The sequence below is a fragment of the Microbulbifer maximicatervae (SeqCode) genome, assembly GCF_052467305.1.
Map to the genome: position 1 here is coordinate 3593394 of NZ_CP174306.1, position 18062 is coordinate 3611455.

Annotated in this window: 12 protein-coding genes and 1 tRNA gene; 5 read left to right on the top strand and 8 right to left on the bottom strand. The window is 45.5% G+C overall.

Translation table 11 applies throughout. The annotated features are described in order from the left end of the window. Positions 1–9 precede the first annotated feature (9 nt). Positions 10–570, top strand: a complete 561-nt coding sequence (locus tag ACJJI4_RS15700) for a disulfide bond formation protein B (RefSeq protein WP_444925740.1) — start codon at positions 10–12, stop codon at positions 568–570. Positions 571–654: 84 nt separating this feature from the next. Here ACJJI4_RS15700 and ACJJI4_RS15705 read toward each other — a convergent pair. After that, a tRNA-Cys gene (locus tag ACJJI4_RS15705) sits at positions 655–726 on the bottom strand. Positions 727–920: 194 nt separating this feature from the next. Continuing rightward, positions 921–2102: an MFS transporter gene (locus tag ACJJI4_RS15710; RefSeq protein ID WP_444925741.1), complete on the bottom strand. Its 1182-nt coding sequence runs from the start codon at positions 2100–2102 to the stop codon at positions 921–923. Between the two features lie 409 nt (positions 2103–2511). Here ACJJI4_RS15710 and ACJJI4_RS15715 point away from each other — a divergent pair, with 409 nt between their 5' ends. The 3 genes from ACJJI4_RS15715 to ACJJI4_RS15725 all read left to right on the top strand — a co-directional run bounded on the left by ACJJI4_RS15715 (position 2512) and on the right by ACJJI4_RS15725 (position 5400). Then, a complete protein-coding gene (locus ACJJI4_RS15715) occupies positions 2512–3525 on the top strand; it encodes a Vgb family protein (protein WP_444925742.1) in 1014 nt (337 codons plus the stop codon). A 364-nt stretch (positions 3526–3889) separates the two neighbouring features. Further along, on the top strand, positions 3890–4489 hold the full coding sequence (locus tag ACJJI4_RS15720) for a class I SAM-dependent methyltransferase (protein ID WP_444925743.1): 600 nt from the start codon (positions 3890–3892) through the stop codon (positions 4487–4489). Between the two features lie 47 nt (positions 4490–4536). Next, entirely contained in the window at positions 4537–5400 is an 864-nt protein-coding gene (locus ACJJI4_RS15725; RefSeq protein ID WP_444925744.1) for a DUF4396 domain-containing protein, read from the top strand. Positions 5401–5478: 78 nt separating this feature from the next. Here ACJJI4_RS15725 and ACJJI4_RS15730 read toward each other — a convergent pair whose 3' ends face one another. The 3 genes from ACJJI4_RS15730 to ACJJI4_RS15740 all read right to left on the bottom strand — a co-directional run bounded on the left by ACJJI4_RS15730 (position 5479) and on the right by ACJJI4_RS15740 (position 7935). Next, positions 5479–5880 carry a hypothetical protein gene (locus ACJJI4_RS15730; RefSeq protein ID WP_444925745.1) on the bottom strand — a complete coding sequence of 134 codons (402 nt, stop codon included), beginning with the start codon at positions 5878–5880 and terminating at the stop codon, positions 5479–5481. 33 nt (positions 5881–5913) lie between these two features. Further along, complete coding sequence (locus ACJJI4_RS15735; RefSeq protein ID WP_444925746.1) at positions 5914–6828, bottom strand: zinc metalloprotease; 915 nt, start codon at positions 6826–6828, stop codon at positions 5914–5916. A 555-nt stretch (positions 6829–7383) separates the two neighbouring features. Next, positions 7384–7935, bottom strand: coding sequence for a putative adhesin (locus tag ACJJI4_RS15740; protein ID WP_444925747.1), 552 nt, complete (start codon positions 7933–7935; stop codon positions 7384–7386). A 1417-nt stretch (positions 7936–9352) separates the two neighbouring features. On the opposite strand from ACJJI4_RS15740, the gene ACJJI4_RS15745 reads away from it, so the two are divergent. Further along, a complete protein-coding gene (locus ACJJI4_RS15745; protein ID WP_444925748.1) occupies positions 9353–9877 on the top strand; it encodes a hypothetical protein in 525 nt (174 codons plus the stop codon). 406 nt (positions 9878–10283) lie between these two features. Here ACJJI4_RS15745 and ACJJI4_RS15750 read toward each other — a convergent pair whose 3' ends face one another. The 3 genes from ACJJI4_RS15750 to pyk all read right to left on the bottom strand — a co-directional run bounded on the left by ACJJI4_RS15750 (position 10284) and on the right by pyk (position 17969). Then, entirely contained in the window at positions 10284–10610 is a 327-nt protein-coding gene (locus tag ACJJI4_RS15750; protein ID WP_444925749.1) for a hypothetical protein, read from the bottom strand. Beyond that, on the bottom strand, positions 10607–15664 hold the full coding sequence (locus ACJJI4_RS15755; protein WP_444925750.1) for an RHS repeat-associated core domain-containing protein: 5058 nt from the start codon (positions 15662–15664) through the stop codon (positions 10607–10609). The genes ACJJI4_RS15750 and ACJJI4_RS15755 overlap by 4 nt, the downstream gene beginning before the upstream one ends. 868 nt (positions 15665–16532) lie before the next feature. Then, entirely contained in the window at positions 16533–17969 is a 1437-nt protein-coding gene (gene pyk / locus ACJJI4_RS15760; protein WP_444907446.1) for a pyruvate kinase, read from the bottom strand. Positions 17970–18062: the final 93 nt, after the last annotated feature.

The window sequence follows — 18062 nt, forward strand, 5'->3', positions numbered from 1 at the left end:
GGAGGGTGAATGGGGCAAATATTTCGAGAGCTTAATGCACTGGGCATACTCGCCGTATGTGCCGTACTCGTCGCCGCAGAGTACTTTCAATTAGTGAATGGAGAATTGCCCTGCCCTCTCTGTTTACTTCAACGAATTGGGCTCACAGGAGTCTTATTTGGCCTGATGCTAAATGTACTCTATGGCAACCGCCCTCTACACTACAGCCTGGCTACACTGTCAGCGCTATTTGGCGCCGCTACCGCGCTGCGCCAAGTCAGCCTACATGTTATTCCCGGAACGCCAGGTTATGGCAATCCATTAATGGGGTATCACTATTACACCTGGGCTCTGATTATCTTCTACATGACAATTATTGGCATCGCGATTGTCAGTGCATTTAATAAGCAATATGGGAACCCCATATTTATTAGCTTTCGAGATCAGAGAGCTCTCGGAAAAACGGCCATAGTGGCTGCATTTTCAATTACCACACTTAATATATTTATAACCTTCGCAGAGTGTGGACCTACTGTTTGCCCGGATAATCCAGACAACTATTGGCTCTTTGGCGCTATCGACGGAATTTAAAAGCAAGCTGAGAAAAGAAAAGGGGGATAGCTATACAAAAGACAGCTTGCAAAGCATATATCCATAGATCAACAGAATAAATAGAGGCCAGGACCGGATTCGAACCGGTGAAAAACGGTGTTGCAGACCGTCGCATTTCCTCTCTGCCACCTGGCCATAAAAAAACCCGGCGCTTCCGCTCCGGGTTCTTTGACTCTACGGAAGCAAAAACGCTTCCGAATAAATTTACAGAAGCACGCAGGTTGCCTGGCAGCAACATATAGAAAGAAGTTCTTGCGCGTATTTCATAGTAAACAGTCTTGTTTAAGTTGCCGCCAAGGATAATGGAACAAAAACTCCATCAACTCTTTCTAGGTAGCCTCAGAATACTGCCCAACCCTAACCTCATTACCGGGCAACGGCTGCTCTGGAACCAGCTGTGCCAACCCAAGAGAAATTAAGGCCATTAAAGACCCGGCAAAGAATACCATTGGCGGAGAGACAAGCCACAGCAAGCCAAATACTACAGGGATAACTACTGCGGCAATATGATTAATAGTAAAGCTGACTCCAGCCGAAGCCGCGATATCCCGCTCGTCGACTATCTTCTGGAAGTAGGTTTTAATCGCAATTGCCATAGAAAAGAATAAATGGTCAACAATATATAATGCCGCTGCCAGCGCAGCACTTTCTACCAGCGCATAACCCGCAAATACCAGTATCAGGCCAATATATTCCAAAGTGAGGATACGGCGCTCGCCAAACCGAACGATAAACTGTCCGATCTTCGGTGCGATATACAAATTAAGCAAATGGTTTACCGTATAGAGAGCAGCAACCTCCCCCACGCTGTATCCAAATTTCTCCACCATCAAAAAACCAGCGAATACTATAAAGATCTGCCTGCGAGCCCCACTCATCATCGTGAGCGCATAATAGAGCCAATAGCGTTTTCGCAGAATAAGCTTCTTATGCTGGCTGTGGGGCTGAGCAAACTGAGGAAAAAGGACCCAGGCACCTAAAGCAATGACAATGGTCGCGCCACCACCAATTAGATAAACCCAGGAATAATCCAAACCTGCGAAGTTCATTAAACCCCATACCAAACCATAAGCCAGAAGCGCAGCAAAGGAGCCTGCGGCAGCCATACGTCCCATCCAAACTGCTGCTGTTTGTTTGGGGAACCACTGGAGTGCCAGGGAGGTCTGCAAGGTCTCATAAAAATGAAATCCCGTAGACATTAAAAGCGTAGTGAGTAACAACCCGGTCAATGACGGATACAGTCCCGTTAGCATCACTCCAAGGCCAGTTGCTACCAGGGAGATTATCGCCAGCCTCTGCTCCCTGACAAAAAGCAATACAAAGACTACTAGGAAGGCTAAAAAGCCAGGTATCTCACGCACACTTTGCAACAAACCAATATCTGCACCGGTAAATGCTGCCTTTTCAATGACAAAGTTATTAAGTAGCGTATTCCAAACAGCAAACGAGAGCGGCATTGAAGCTGCCAGAATAAGCAAAAGAATTTCAGGCCGGCGAAGACGCTGTAGCATAAATGACCTCCTATAGCTAAGGCCCGCAATATACGCCCTCAATATCCAGCTGTAAAACCATATAAATAGTACCGATAAATATCTCTTTTCATCGGGAATATTACGGCTCATGTAAATAAATACTGATTATGTCATTAAATAGTGACAACACTTTCCAATAGCTTGCTCAACCGCCTGAAAATCGGTGCATAAGAAGTACCAATTGGCAAAGTAGTAAGCAATCTATTTATGTATTAATTCCCGCTAACCATGTATTTTAAATGAGATGAGGGAGCTTAGCTCACTATATATAATGACTAGAGTCAGACAACTCTAACCAAAACTCACCTATGCTTTAACTGCTGCATGTCTAGGCACCTTACTCCACAGCTTGACTGATTACCGACATAGATAACTCTTGGAGAGAAAAATGCGTATTCATTCCTGGCGAATTTATCATCTTACCTTAGTCATGCTATTTACCACACTCCCTTTCCTACTGGCGAACGCCGTTGCTCAAGAAGATAACTTACCTGACAAACTTAAATTAAACGAATGGAAGGTGCCCTGGGAGGGACTCCCCAGAGACCCGCATGTAGACAGTAAAGGTAATGTCTGGTTCTGTGGACAAGCGGGTAACTACATCGGAAAGTTTACACCGACCTCTGAAGAGTTTAAGCAGTATGAAATACCTGAAGGCACTCACCCTCATAACCTGATTGTGGATTCAAACGATATTGTTTGGTATGCAGGTAATCGCAATGCGCATATTGGGCGATTAGACACCAAGAATGGGCAAATTAAACAGTATCCAATGCCTGAAGGTATCAAAGACCCACATACGTTAATCTTCAATCGAGAGGGAAATATCTGGTTCACAGCCCAGCAAAGTAACCGCATAGGCCTGCTAAATATACAGAGTGGCAAAGTTCTAAGTGCCACCCCAACAACCGCTAATGCCCGCCCCTACGGTATTAAGATTGATGCTAAGGGAAACCCTTGGGTAGCTCTATTCGGCACCAATAAGTTAGCTCGTGTAGACGCAAAAACCATGACCATAAATGAGGTTAACCTGCCGCGCCCAAATGCTCGCCCTCGCAGACTGGAAATCGACCCTACCGGCAATATTTGGTACGTAGATTATCCAGAAGGCTATTTGGGGCGCTATACTCCGACGACCAAGGAGTTTAAAGAGTGGAAGCTACCCAGTAAGAATCCACGCCCCTACGGAACAGCACTGGACAACAATAACCAACTTTGGCTCGCTGATACTGGAGAGATTCCAAATATCATTTTTTCCTTTAACACAGAAAAAGAGAAATTTACAAGCAAGACCCCAGTTCCAAGTGGTGGAAATATAAGATATATGTATTTTAACAATATGGATGGAAGCTTTTGGTTTGGTGTTGATTCTGGATTTATCGACCAGGGAATACCAAAATAGAAGTATATATAGCTCTATTGATATCAATCGATGTATGGCGTCACTGCAATAGCTCTATATATCCTGATACAGGACAAACTATTCAAATACAGACTTCCATTTAGAGTTCTAATTTTTTCAGCGCTACTAACAGCCATTCACGGCGCCCTAATGAGGCAACCATTGATGGATTACCTTATTGGCAACCCACTACAAGTCACACTAGCTTAAAATGGCATAAAGTGGCTCGTGTGGATACTCGTGGCGACCGTTATAATTATAGGTGTTGAAGTATTCGCCTCAAATAAATCAAACTCTAACGAATCTACAAAACAAAAAGCGTGCAGCAATCATTAAATAAAACTCATAAACAGAATTTACAATTATGGAACCGAAACAAACCGGGATAGCATACGATACCATCATACATCTATGGGAACGTAAAGAGTTCAACAGGAACAACGGTATTAGCCAGTATAAGCGGGCACTTGGCTTTGTAAAAAATAGAGGCTCCGCACTAGATGTAGGGTGTGGCTGCACAGGAAGGCATATCGAGCTTCTACTAACTGAAGGATTTTCTCCCGAGGGAATTGATGTTTCTGAGAAAATGATAGAGATCGCCAGGGATAAGCACCCTAATGTCAACTTCTATCTAGAAGATATATGTAAGTGGAAAGCCACAAGAAAATATGACTTTATAAGTGCGTGGGATAGCATCTGGCATATACCAATTGAAAAACAAGAGGAAACAATAAGGAATCTAGCGTCTTACTTAAACAAGGAAGGCGTTCTAATATTTTCCTTTGGTGGAACAGATAAAGAGGACTATCATACGAATGATGCGATGGGACCGGAATTATATTACTCCACCTTAGGCACAAATAAATTTGTACAACTCCTTATTTCATCTGGTTGTATTTGTAGACATCTGGAGTACGATCAACCGTCAGAATTACACGCCTACTTGATTGCTCAGAAGATATAATTATTTTATATACACGGACCCCGCCCCCTCAATCATGGGTAGCCTATATGTTAACCGGAGCAATGTTTGTTTGGTTTATTCTTACCGGTCTCAGCCTAGTTTTTGTTATTTGGGACTCAATCACTAATGCGCCAACCAGCTGGGTTCAGCGCCTGGCTTGGATATTAGTGATTCTTTATACCGGTGTCATCGGCTTAATCTTCTACCTGCTCACCTGTCGCCGCCCCTTTCCTGGCGGCCATGATCAATTCACTCGGGCGACATGGAAGCAAAGTGTAAATAGCGAAATGCACTGTCTAGCAGGTGATGCAACCGGGATCCTTATCGCAGCATCTATTGTACCCACACTGGGCCTCACCAATGGATGGGACTCCATAATTGAGTACTTGGCTGGCTTTATTTGTGGTTTGTTTATTTTCCAGGCATTGATGATGCGAAGTATGTATCAGGGAAACTACTTAAAAGCAGTGGGTAAAACTTTCTTTGCTGAAACTGTATCTATGAATATGGTTATGGCTGGCATGATACCTGCTATGGTAATACTGACTTCCATATGGCCAAATTCTGAAGACCCAACAAATGCTACCTTTTGGTTTCGTATGAGCTTGGCAACCATTGTTGGAGGTATTATTGCTTACCCTATTAACTATTGGCTGGTAAAAAATCATTTAAAACACGGATGTATGACTCTTCCAGGAAAAGATGGAGCCGCGCCCAATCTTGGTCATTGCTCTCATGAATGCGCCCCAAATTCAGCATCGCACACCTATGGTACCTCACAAGCAGAAACGCATAAAATGGAAATGCATTCTCTATCTATAATGGAATCAAGTATATGGATAACGGGCACTTTTATAGTTCTTTTTCTTGCAATTTATGTCACAGATAAAATCACACCAATATACTTTTGATCTAAGAACCTTATGCACTCAAAATAATCGCTTAAGCATAAGATTCAAAAATTTTCTTTATCCGCCTGTAGTAAGGTTTCACTCTGAGGGTGGCTGCCAATTGATTACCGGACTTATACCTTCAGTATTACATAACCAAACAGTCGCTTTTATGCCAGCCTTAAGCTTCCCCTTAATATCAATGAGTTTCTCCCAATCGCTGGAATGAAAAGAGCGGCCATAGATACGAAACTGCCCGAGAACCTCTTGCCAATTTTGCATAGTCAAATTTAGAACCTCATTTGTTCCATGGTCAGTAGCAATCCAAAGTTTGACTCCATCTTTCACTCGCACAAGTTTTGTGATCTCTCCCTGCCATGAAGTTAATTGGTTTCGACCACAGGTCAGGTACTCTGGAACAGCTAACCTTTGAGCCAAAAGATTCGGGCTAGCAAAAACAAATAAGCTCAGCACTAAAAATAAATAATGTTCTTTATTCATAATTAAAGAAGGGGGGCAAGCCCCCCTTAACCATTAAAGACCACGATAAGTCGCGCTTTGTTCATCCGCACGAGTGGCTTGACCTTCAGTGAACTCGTACATACAGCTGTCGTCAGTGTAATCCATAAAGTTAGTTACCGGATCTTCCCCTTCAGCATTTCTTCCCCTGGTACAGGTATCCCGACCAACAGGGCAGCCATAAGCAGCCGATCTCTCCGCAGGGGTATCTGAGACGTAGTCCCCCCGGCCAAAACATCCTCCTTGGAATGTGTGATAAAGACCCAACCAGTGGCCAACCTCGTGAGTTAAGGTGTCCCCCTCATTGTAGGGCGCAGCATCACCTCCAGGCACAGAACCAGTTAAAATTACTACACCATCATCAAGTGGATCAGAGGAATAACTGCTTGGGAATGTAGCCCACCCAAGTAGGCCATCACTAATTTCAGCTACATAGATATTCAAATCCCCTGCATCGCCAACTCGCAAGGAAGATTTCATTGACTGCTCAGCCGAAGAATTGTAACCAACGTTATACCAAGAATTATTTGCTGTAACAGTGGCTGAAACTAAATTAAAGGTAAATGGAGTATTTGCGTAAGCATCATTCAATACATCCATTTGCGCATTAATCTCACTATTAGAAAGCGCTCCATTATTAGCAGTGTCAGTAATTACATGAAAGTAAACATCAACTTCTACAGAACCTGCGGGGCGTAATGTGTGCGCCACACTTCTATCACTTGATATACCACGCAGAGTAGAAAAATGCTGCTCTTTTAATGCAGCTTCCTGAACTGATGGATGGTCTGTACCGCAGCGCTTTAGCCCAACGCTATTGTTGGCAGCCTCAACCGAAGAAACACTTTGAGCAAAACCTATAGTTGATGACGCAAGCATGCACAATGATAGAGCAGTTTTTATCGAGATATTGGAAACAGTCTTTCTCATAACCTAAGCCTTAATTTTATTATTTATTTACACTCCCATAAGAGCCCGCCAACTTTCCACGCTTCCATAAACTTTTGTCAATAGCACCAATTCTTAAATTGATGATAATGACATCAAACTCTTTAATAAGGCGTAACGTTCAACAAGAAAAATTTAAATCCAAAAAAATAAAAACTCAAAAAAACAAAATGTAGATACATTTCTCCATGAAATTAGTTACATATGAAATTTTTTCACAAAAAAAACAGGGTGCAACTCACTTAAAAATACGAATGAAAATTCGCGAAACCTGAAATTACTGATAGGTAAAATTCAAACAAAAAAATACCGAATTTTATTTCAATAAAGCGGACAATTATATTTTTTATGATACATCATCGCAAAAAAAAGCTCGCACCAGCTGGAGCTAATAATTAAAAGACATTCCAATCAATAGACAATCTAAACCAAAACGCCAATCACAACCAACAAAGGCCACTTACCCCCTATGACCAAGGAGTTAAGCGGCCTTTAAATTCTGGAATTTTTAAACTAGAGTGAACACTCTAATCTCAATTAGCCCCACTGTTCTTGAGAGCTAAGATCATTCCCGCTACTCGGCGAGCGGCAAGCAGTAAAGTGAAGCTTGTTATAACCTAACTTATTTTCAGTAATGACTTTTAGAACATCATCCAAATGAATATGAGCCCCATCTTCAACCAAAATCAAATCATGATCATGAAGGCCACTCTGCCAAGCCTTTTTGATATTATCCAGATGACCAGGGCTTTTTTCATTATATGAGAGATTATAATTATAAACACTCGCACCACCACCAGCTATAGAGTGGACTTTTCCTGACCCCATGTTTAGGAACTCAAAAGTTCCAAATTTTTCTTTACTATTTTCCTCATTGGCAGGCTTACCTGTTTTTGTCAAACTCCTGACTGCATGATCAGAGGATGCCGAACCATGAAATGAGTAGAAGTATAGGGCCAAACCCTCTGGCAATTCAGCCTTACCAAAAGAGCCGTTATCAAATGAACCATGTGCGTAAAGGATCGCCTCATTACCACTAGCTTGTTCCTTTTTATGAATTATTACTTTTCCAAACTGAACAGTTTTCATTACATTCCCTATCGATCAAAGGTTGGAGAATCTATTTTTTGACTACACCAGCAAGGTGCGGTCACAAATTTAAGATTATTCTTTTCAAACAAAACCCAACTGTTTTCAATGGTTACAGATAAATAAAACTAGATCAACGAAAATAAAATCTATCTAAGCGACTGAAATCCAATCTTCATTACCACACTCTCATTCAAGCAAAACCGTAATCATGACAAGTGAAAAAACTATGAGCTGAGAAACAAACGTCATACAAAACCCAAAAAAAACCACAGGATCCCAATTAAGGAATTTTTCTTCCACATTTCAAACTAGGAGTAAAAGGGTTTAAGGCCTGATGAACAACCTCACAAAAAAAATGGTTATGCAGCCTTAGAGAAGCTGAGACTCAATTTCGTATGACAAAAAGTTCTATTACACATAAAAGACAATATGCTTGCCAATTACAACCATCATACAGTCAAGTACGCCTAGCAAACTCTTTTTTTCAAATTTATTTGATTAAAATCAGAAGCGGGAGGCATTCCATCTCTCATCATTGCTCTAGGAAGAGAGGTTAATAGGCCACAAAAACCTAGATTACCAACATATGAAATACAGAGTTATTTTCTTACAAAAATATTGTCGAGAAATCTCTCACAAGCGATTAAGGCTTAAATATATTGACGGCCTACTCTTTCAGCTGGATTACTTTTTTAAGCTGATAAGAATGAATTGATGAGCTATGGACGAATGCCTACGCTGAAAAAGAGTGGCGTATGGTATGGATAAAACAAGATAAAACTTTCCCACCAAATTAACCTCTAAATGTGATAGATATAAATCGTATGCTGACAGGCATTGGAGACTTTCTTGGACGAAGCAGCGCTGGTGAGCCTGGCGTCAAAACTGTTTGGCAGGAAAAAACTAAACTGCTTCACTATTTGAAGGCAGCGGAGACTTTAAATCGGCTTAAAGGATGTGTATTAAATGTAGTGGTTCAGACTCGATCTAACAGTTATCAGCTTTTATAAAGGTACCCCGTCAGGTCAAATCCAGTTTACGAGTTTATCCTTCCTGATATTTTTCTATCTTTAAGTGTTGCCATCAGTGTGCGGCGTGCATTTATTTGTGGCAGAGATACCGAATCCGGAAAGGATTACGAGCATCGCCGCGAATGAATTCAAAGCCGTATGCATAAGTTGGCCAAGGTGTTTACGCTAGTTATTGCTGCCTATGCGGTAATGAGTAATCACTACCATATAGAGCTATACATCGACACAGAATCTGCTAATAAGTGGTCGCAGAGATAATTACTCGCTGACAAAAGCTCTTCAAAGCCTCTAGCTTGGCCCAGCGCTATCTTCAAGGAGATGCCCTCGGTCACGCTGAAGTAAACAGGCTAAAAGAATTCTTGTCCCAATGGCGGGAGCGCCTAATGAATATCAGCTGGTTTATGCGCTGCCTAAACGAGTCCATCGCCCGCCAGGCCAATGTCGAGGACAACTGCACCGGTCGTTTCTGGGAAGGGCGTTTCAAATCTCAGGCCTTGCTGGATGAAAGAGCCCTTGCCGCCTGCCTGGCTTACGTGGACCTCAACCCTATCCGTGCTGGTATCGCTAAAACTCCAGAAGAATCCAATTACACTTCGATCCAGCAACGCATCCACACAGCCATCTCAGGCCAGCAGCCCAAAAGCCTACTGCCACTGGTGGGCGGGGAGCGCTGGGATATGCCTAAAGGCTTGCCTTTTCAGCTGGATCACTATTTAGAGCTGGTAGACTGGAGTGGCCGGCAGCTGCACCCTGAAAAGCGCGGCGCTATTCCCGAAAACATCCCACCTATTTTAAATCGGCTGGGTATTTCGCCAAAACACTGGCTCTATCTAAACCGCAATTTTGAAAACCGCTTTAAACGCTTGATGGGCTCGGCGGAAGCAGTACGCCAGATCTGTGCGCAGTAAAATAAACGCTGGGTACACGGGCTGCGCGACTGCCAGCACTTTCTTAGCCCCCCTTGCTAAATTACAGAAATCCGCTTATCAGCTGCCCCTAGATTCCATCGCTCCCGACTCTACATCCCGCCTGATTCCCTATGGACTCTCCAAATGATCTTTTAACGCCAAATTGCCATCTATTTTGAGACAGATATACCGGCTACCAAGTGGTGGCGTAAAAATTCTTGTCTAGCTTCCGACTCTCCATTCTATGGATGTCCTAATCCGTATTCATGACTCGGGCCCCAGTGTTTTACTAAACCTTTTCAGGCAGTGGGCTTTCACCTCCAAACTTTTGCCGATTTAGCTCGGCGCACTGAGTGTCCAGGACTGCTTTGAAATATAGAAAATCACTTTGGGAAACCCTCGAAGATTAGTAAATAATTTTCTGACTTGTATTAAATTTTTTCCCTAACACTTTCTTCTCAATGGAACACCAACATTTCGAACAAACTATCCGATTTTTTTGTTCATTTATCATAATAAAATTAGGCAATTCAAAATAAGCTTCTAGTAGATTGAAGTCGATATCTTTCTCGACCAATAGAATATTGCCATCTCCTTTATCACAAATAATCCCTGTTAATCTATCAGCAACATTACCATTAGCTTCTAGCACCTTTAAAATGGGCTGAAGATGAGTACAGACATCAAATTTCGTCGCCGTTTTATAGGGCGATTCCTTAATTTTTTGCTTCATTTTTTCTCATCCATTCCAGCTCTATAATCATGGACAGAATCATTTGGGACATTATTGGGTAAATCTTTAACTTCAACCTCTTCTAAAACGTCCCAGTGATCCTTCATATACAACTGAGTGCCTCCACCGTCTCCCCACTGGTCATTAGCTTTGACTATGCCAACCGGAACATCTGTATCTTGAGTAACTTTATACGTAGCCAAAGCAGGCCTATAACGATATACGCCTTCAGGCTGACCATAGTCACTCGGCCAAACCTGCAATGCTTCATTCATAGACTGCGATGAGTCTCCAAACCGCTCAACAGTATTACTTGTCGTATAGTACTCTCCTCGACCTGGAGACAAACCATGAACGACATCTCCTTTTCTAAGTGTCATAACACCTGCATAAGTATCTTTGTAGGGGTACCCTTTATTATCAGGACCTTGCCACGCGACCGCGCCCTCTATTAAAGCTTGATCATTGCCGGTTAACTCATCACCCATTCTAAGTGAATTAGACTTTGAAAATTGCGCCGCCTCTTTGGCGGAAAAACCTTGTTGTCTTAATTCTTTATACCGATCAAAGCGCTCTTTACAAACCAATCCCAAAGGATCAACCCACCCAACCGGATTAGGCGCATACCGGTAATTATTCGATCCCCCCAACAACCCAATCGGGTCCTGCTGAGTAAACTCCCCAACCTCTGGATCATAATACCTAAACCGATTGTAATGCAGCCCAGTCTCTTCATCGAAATACTGTCCCTGGAAACGAATCGGCTGTTCTACCTGATTCTCATGAGCTAATGCAATATTGCCATAGCTCTTATAGGCAACACTCCAAACCACCTCACCTTCCTGATTTGTAAGAGTATCAGGCGTTCCCAGGTGATCCAGATGGTAGTGATAGACCTGCTCATCTTCTTTCAGTGCAACCGGTTTGAAAGTCCCCGGTTCAAAATAGTAAGTCCGAGTATTAAGATCTTGTTGGGTGTGGATATCGGATTTGTTTTCACGAAGCAGGACATCCTCATCCCAGAGGAAGCAGGTTTGTTCGCTATTAGTAGATTTACCAATACGGCGACCCAGTGGGTCATATTGGTAGTGAATCTCTTGTTGAAGCTGTTCGCTCCCCTCTTCCACTTTGAGCTTTTCAACCCGCACCAACTGCTGGCGACTGTTGTACTGATAGCGGGTCTGCAGTTTCTGCCCTTTACCACGCAGCTCGGCGATACGGTTGCCATGGATATCGTAGCGATAGTGAGTATCGCCACGGAAAGCCAAACGATTGCCCTTGACTTGAGTGGCACTGGCCTGCTGTTTGGCTTCATCTTCTGATCTAGCGGTGGCCAGAATATTGTGTGCGAGGTCGTGCACAAAATATTCTGGGTTGGGGCCATCAACCTGGGTGAGGCGATCCAGAGCATCGTAGTGATAGATGCGAGTACCACGCAAACTGTCCTCAATCTTGGCGATCTGACCAGCTTTGTTGTACTGGTAGCTGCGCTCCAGAATTGAGTGAGAATTTTGAGTTGGGTCGGAGACTGGGCCGCTAGCTTTATTTAGACACAGCTTTTGCAGTCGCCCCTGAGGGTCATAATCCCGCTGGCTTTCCAGTCCATTGCCGTGCTGTCGCTGACTCTCTCTGCCCTGTTCATCGTGACTGATACTGGTAATCAGCTGATCAATATCAGTGTCTGAGGGGCGACGGTGCAGGCTTTGGAATTGGCCGGCGGGGTTGAAGGCAAAGTTGAGCACTTCGCCATCGGGCAAGGTGGTGGCGATACGGTTGCCGGCGGCATCGTAGTTATGGCTGAGTTTATCTTTGCCCTGCCAATCCGCAGTCACGCGGCCGTTGGCATCATATTCCCAGCGCAGTTTACGATGGGTATTTTCCGCTTCGATTAACTGACCGCTGCGGTTATAGCGGAAGTTGGTTACACCATCCGGGGTGACTTCTTCCAACAGGCGGCCAAAGGGGTCACGCTCGAAAATAGTGTCGACACCTTTGCCACTATCAGCATCAGTGACTGCCCTGGAACTGATCAGATGACCGGCGCTGTTATACGCATAGCGAGTCATGCGTCCGTCGAAGCCCACTTCTTCAATCAGGCGTTCATTGAGGTCGTATTTGAGCTTGTACCGCTCACCATTTTCGTTAGTGAGGCCAACTAAGTTACGCTCGCCGTCGTAATGGTATTCCAGGCGGCTACCATCCGGGTTGGTGCGTGTCTTAACCTGGCTCAGGCCGTCGTAGGCGTAGCAGGTGCTGCGGCCCTCGGAGTCCATAACTTCCGCAAGCAGCCCTTGGGGGTTATAGCTGTACTGAGTCCTAGATCCATCCGGGGTAATAACTGCGTGGATACGATCCTGGGCATCGTATTCATAGCGGGTTATCTGGCCAGGAGCATGCTGTACTTCCTCCAGGCGGCGGGCACCGTCATAGCGATAGTGCTGGGTACGGCCCATGGGGTCTTTGACCGCTGCCAACTTGCCCTCAGGATTCCACAGATAGCGGGTGGCGTTGCCCAGAGGATCGGTAACACTGCCGATCAGGCCGACCGGGTTATAGCTATATCGGGTGCTACTACCAAGGGGGTCTTTGGTGGTGACGATCTGGCCTTTCTGGTTGTATTCACGCTGCCAGGTGTTACCACTGGGGTCTGTGACTTTGGCTGGTAGGCCTTCACTATTGTATTCGATACGGTGGCTATTGCCGGCGGCATCGGTCTTTAGTATCAAGCGACCCTGGTCATCATACTTATAGAGTTCTTCTCGCCGACTGCCATCATCGCTGGGCAATTGTACTTTGGTAACTTGGCCCAGATCGTTGTAGCTGTAGAGGGTCTCTGCACCTTCAGGGTCGCGGTGATAAATCGGTAGGGCGCGATCATTAAAGCGGTAACGTTCCTGTCCCCCGCGAGTATCCGTTACGGTAACTCCGTGGCCATCCTCATCCCAGGCAAATTTGTAGTTGTAGGTAGCCTGCCCGTCAATAGCATCACCCCATTGGCGTACGCAACGGGCAGATGGGCCTTCTTTATCCCATTCAAAGTAAAAGCGGTAACCGGTTTTTAGGATGCGCTTGGAAATAACATGCTGGTGATATTCATATTGCTCACTGTAGCCATCCGCATCGGTGGCTTTTATCAGATCACCTTCATCACTGTATTCGTACTGAGCCAGTATTTTAATGCGACCATCGCGAGTTTCTTTCTTTAACTCGCCAATACGCAGGCTATTGGGCTGCCCTTCGGGCGGGCTGATATGCAGAGCTTCACCGAGGCTGCTCTCGATACAAATCAGGCGCTCATCAATATAGTGGAAGAGGTAATAGTTACCGTAGCCATCGCGGATTTCAGAGAGTTTTAGAGCCCCTTTAGTACCTGTCGCCTTGAAGTGTTTTTGCACACCATTTTGGGCTCCGTAGGGAGTTACAACCCAATGCTCATCGTTAACGCGAGTTAACGATAAATTTTCCACCACATTGTGGCTGCGGCCGCTATTACCCGGTGCAGGTAAGCTGATTACCCGGCCCTCGGCATCATGAAACTGTACCGCTTTGCCTGGACGCCATACCAGGCGCTCATTCAACGTGTGGGTCCAGCCGTGGCCCAAACCGAAATCCCTGGCGTTACTGCTGCGGTAAGTTCGCGCCAGAGTTAGTGGCAGCGGGCCATCCAGCACCGTATCCACCAAAGTCAGACGCTCTTCACCTGTTTTTAAGTTGATCGGTTCACCACCTTCACAGGCATTGGCATTGCACTGGGAGGTATCACCGTTCTGGTTTTCCCCGGTGTCGCTATTGGTATTGTCCGGCTCGTTGCTATTATTCGCTTGGCTACCTTGCGACTCACTTGAATTATTATTGGAGCCACTATTGCTTTGATTGGAATTTGAGGCAGTGCTGCTGGCCCCTGAGCCACCAGAACTGCCGGAGCTGGAGCTACTTGAAGAGGGCCCACTGGAGCTGGCTGGTGGGGCTGCCGCTTCAGAGGAACTCAAATCGGAGAAGTTAGCGCCTTCCCCTCCCTTAGCGTTGCCACCCTTTTTCTTGGAAACCAGCTGTTGCTGCTTCTTCAGTTTGGCCAAGTCCAACATCAGCTCGCCGACATTTTTAAAGGACTTCAGCAAGCGCGCATTTTTGGCCATAGCTACAGCGGCGCCGACGCCTCCAGTAATCGCCGCTAGGACGATAGTGAGGATAATTTCAAAGGCGCCACCGCCGGCTATTTCGGTAATTTCCAGGCTGTGTTGTGCTTTTACATAATCCTGGGCAAAGCGAAAAATAATCTCGCGTAGGGCCGGATCATCATAAATAATTTGAGCAACGTCGAATGCCAAATCCAGTTGCTGTTTAGTGATCTTTGAAGGGTCAAAACCGAGTACATCCACCACTTCCTTTTGTAAGTCAGTGACATATTCCTGGCCAGACTCTGCGAAGCTCTTGTCATTCCAGAAGTAATTTGCTGTGGCAACACCCAGCCGCTGGGATTGGCGCATGGGATTCAGCATTTGCGCCACTTCAAGCACATCTTTTGTCCATACCGCCAAGCCCCAGGCGGCATTGCCAAAACCGGTCGCGCCACTTTCAATATAGGCACCCACTTTTTCCAGCGTTGAGCGCTTCTCATGCTGCTGCTGGATTTGGGCCGCCTCTGCCCTCTCCTGGGCAATAATTTGCTGTAGGCCGATACGAATCTTGGCAATCAACTCAGCCTGTTTCTCAGCAATTACGGTAGCTGCTGTTGGCGCTTCTTCAATAATCAGTCGATTCTGGATTAAAGCGCGATAAATCTCTCGTTCAGAAGAGGACAAATGGCCGGGCGGCTCAGATAGGGGCCCCAGGAAGATTGTGCCCGAGGTACCTGCTTGAATACTGGTACTGAGCAAATTGCAGGAGCTACCTCCCAGGCTGAAAAAATGTTGGTAAATTTTCTCAATAACCGCATCGTCGAACATTGAAAGCAAGTGGCCGGCATCGACCTGCATAGGAATCCCCAGCGGGTACGTCCACCCTACTCTCACTTCGTACTGGATGCCTTGCTTATTTTCAACACGTAGCTGCATGATAATCCTTTAAACACTTACGCCTATCTGGACCTAGTGGGGACTTAATTCAGTTAATTCTCACCCGCGAACATTAGGGAACCCCCAAAGAACTCCGGTAAGCTTTCGATTCCGTCTATTTTTCGAGCAAAATACCTTTAAGCTGAAGTCAACCAAACTTGAACTGGTGATTCCTCCGAGCTTTGCCGGCGTCGATTAAAATCGAAATCGCAAGATCAGCCAATACCACGCCATTACACAACGAAGCCGCTGAGAAGAACATTCTCTATCCAAAAAAGGGAGCTTAAGGGCTGCTGTGCTAGAAGAATACTAACGACTAGATTCTTATCTTCCTTTTCACTCTTAAGAAATTAAGAATCTAGGTGGCGCCAAATAAAACATAGGACTGAGATCTACTTCGCGAGGTTACCGCAAATTAGGTAAATACGGTAGATAGCAAGTGTTAAGCTGAGTAGCGAAGCTTTCGGGTGCAGAAATTAAAACTTCGATAACACAAAACCGAGCCAAAGTTATCGTCGATTAATTTTTAATAAACCAATAAAAATAGTACCCGTGTATTAAAAAAATATCCCGTAATACAAACCCTATGAACAATTATTATTCATTTGTTTACCGTAATTGGATAATTTCTCTACAGCGAGTATCAATATTCCGTTATTGATAAAAGTAACTAATTGGATAGCTTTTGGCAGGCTGCGAAATTGGATCTTTAAATTTGTGACACTCATCACAGGGGTATCCCAGTTACAAGCAGGGTGAACGGGGAAATCAGCGGACGGGATTGCCTGGAACTGTAATAAAGCGCGGTATGGGTTGAAGTAGGCCCAGTAACCTCATGATCAGGTGCCTGAGCCTTTTTTCAGAAAGCCTATTCGATCTCTTTGATCCGCATGGAGTTGGTATGCCCACCCATATTGAGGCGTTCCCCCTGGGTAATCAGTACCCGCTGCCCTTTCTGCAAATCGATTCTAGAGCTTAATACCTCGATAACCGCTTCGGTTAAATGTCCCAGGGGAACCGAAGCCGGATCAAAGCTCACTGTCTCTACTCCCCGTAACAGCATCAGCTGGCGAGCGATCTTAGGATGCCGGGTTAGTGCATAGATCGGCAAGCGAGTATTTGCACGGGACATCATTCTCGGTGTGCGGCCAGACTCGGTCAATGCGGCTACAGCACAGAGGTTCTCCACTCGCGTTGCAACATCAATCGCCGCCTGGGCAATCACAGTATCGATTAAAGCTGAAGAACCGTGGTCCTCTGCAGTGTAGGGAACACTACCCAAATACTGTTCAGCGCCGATAATCACTTCACTCATAGATTCCACAGCGGCAACCGGGTAATCGCCCGCTGCTGTTTCCGCCGATAGCATAACTGCATCGGTACCGTCCAGCACCGCATTGGCAACATCCATCACCTCGGCACGGGTGGGAGTCGGGCTGGTAATCATCGACTCCATCATTTGTGTTGCAGTGATTACGGCGCGATTGAGAGCATTTGCGCGGTTGATCAGTTTTTTCTGCACCCCGACCAAAGCAGGATCTCCGATCTCTACCCCCAAATCACCGCGAGCTACCATAATCGCATCGGAAGCCAGGATTAGGCTGTCCATTTGCTCATCATCGGCAACAGCTTCGGCCCTTTCAACTTTGGCGACGATCGCCGCTTGGCTACCAGCCTCTGCCATGGCTTTGCGAGCAGTATCCAGATCTTCTGCACAGCGCGGAAAACTGACCGCGAGGAAATCCACTTCGAGATCTGCTGCCAGCTTGATATCCCGGTAGTCTTTTTCTGTCAGAGCCGGTGCAGACAGGCCGCCGCCCAACAAGTTGATGCCCTTGTTATTCGACAGCTTACCGCCCTGTAAAACCCGGCAATAGAGCTTGCTTGGGGTAGTGCCGGTTACTTCGAGACGAATCTTGCCGTCATCCAACAGCAGGATATTGCCGGACTGGCAGTCGCTGATCAGGCTTGGATAATCCACTCCAACGCGGTGCTCATCTCCCCCTTCAACCGGGCAATCCAGGTCGAGGGTAAATTCGTCATTGTTTTCAAGCTGTACACTGCCCTTGGCAAAACGGGCAATGCGGATTTTGGGACCCTGCAAGTCCCCCAAAACCGCAACAATTTTTCCCTGCGCTTCGGCGGCGTTGCGCACCTCTGTAACGCGGCGTCGGTGATCCTCTGCCGATCCGTGAGAAAAGTTCAGACGTACAACGTTCACCCCTGCGCGAATCATTTCATCAATTACGCGAGGCTTGTCCGTACCCGGGCCTAAGGTTGCTACGATTTTTGTATGGCGAATCATAAGATCCCGTCATCTAATAATTTGAGAAGGAGGTTCAGAGGGCTATCAAACAGGAATTCTATGTCCATTTAATGGCCCTCAGTAATTGAATTA

Bases quoted from the DNA above. Each gene is read 5' to 3' on its own strand.
- ACJJI4_RS15755 (WP_444925750.1), bottom strand. From the start codon at position 15,664: ATGCAGCTACGTGTTGAAAATAAGCAAGGCATCCAGTACGAAGTGAGA.
- ACJJI4_RS15710 (WP_444925741.1), bottom strand. From the start codon at position 2,102: ATGCTACAGCGTCTTCGCCGGCCTGAAATTCTTTTGCTTATTCTGGCA.
- ACJJI4_RS15720 (WP_444925743.1), top strand. From the start codon at position 3,890: ATGGAACCGAAACAAACCGGGATAGCATACGATACCATCATACATCTA.
- ACJJI4_RS15725 (WP_444925744.1), top strand. From the start codon at position 4,537: ATGTTAACCGGAGCAATGTTTGTTTGGTTTATTCTTACCGGTCTCAGC.
- ACJJI4_RS15750 (WP_444925749.1), bottom strand. From the start codon at position 10,610: ATGAAGCAAAAAATTAAGGAATCGCCCTATAAAACGGCGACGAAATTT.
- pyk (WP_444907446.1), bottom strand. From the start codon at position 17,969: ATGATTCGCCATACAAAAATCGTAGCAACCTTAGGCCCGGGTACGGAC.
- ACJJI4_RS15730 (WP_444925745.1), bottom strand. From the start codon at position 5,880: ATGAATAAAGAACATTATTTATTTTTAGTGCTGAGCTTATTTGTTTTT.
- ACJJI4_RS15735 (WP_444925746.1), bottom strand. From the start codon at position 6,828: ATGAGAAAGACTGTTTCCAATATCTCGATAAAAACTGCTCTATCATTG.
- ACJJI4_RS15715 (WP_444925742.1), top strand. From the start codon at position 2,512: ATGCGTATTCATTCCTGGCGAATTTATCATCTTACCTTAGTCATGCTA.
- ACJJI4_RS15745 (WP_444925748.1), top strand. From the start codon at position 9,353: ATGAATATCAGCTGGTTTATGCGCTGCCTAAACGAGTCCATCGCCCGC.
- ACJJI4_RS15700 (WP_444925740.1), top strand. From the start codon at position 10: ATGGGGCAAATATTTCGAGAGCTTAATGCACTGGGCATACTCGCCGTA.
- ACJJI4_RS15740 (WP_444925747.1), bottom strand. From the start codon at position 7,935: ATGAAAACTGTTCAGTTTGGAAAAGTAATAATTCATAAAAAGGAACAA.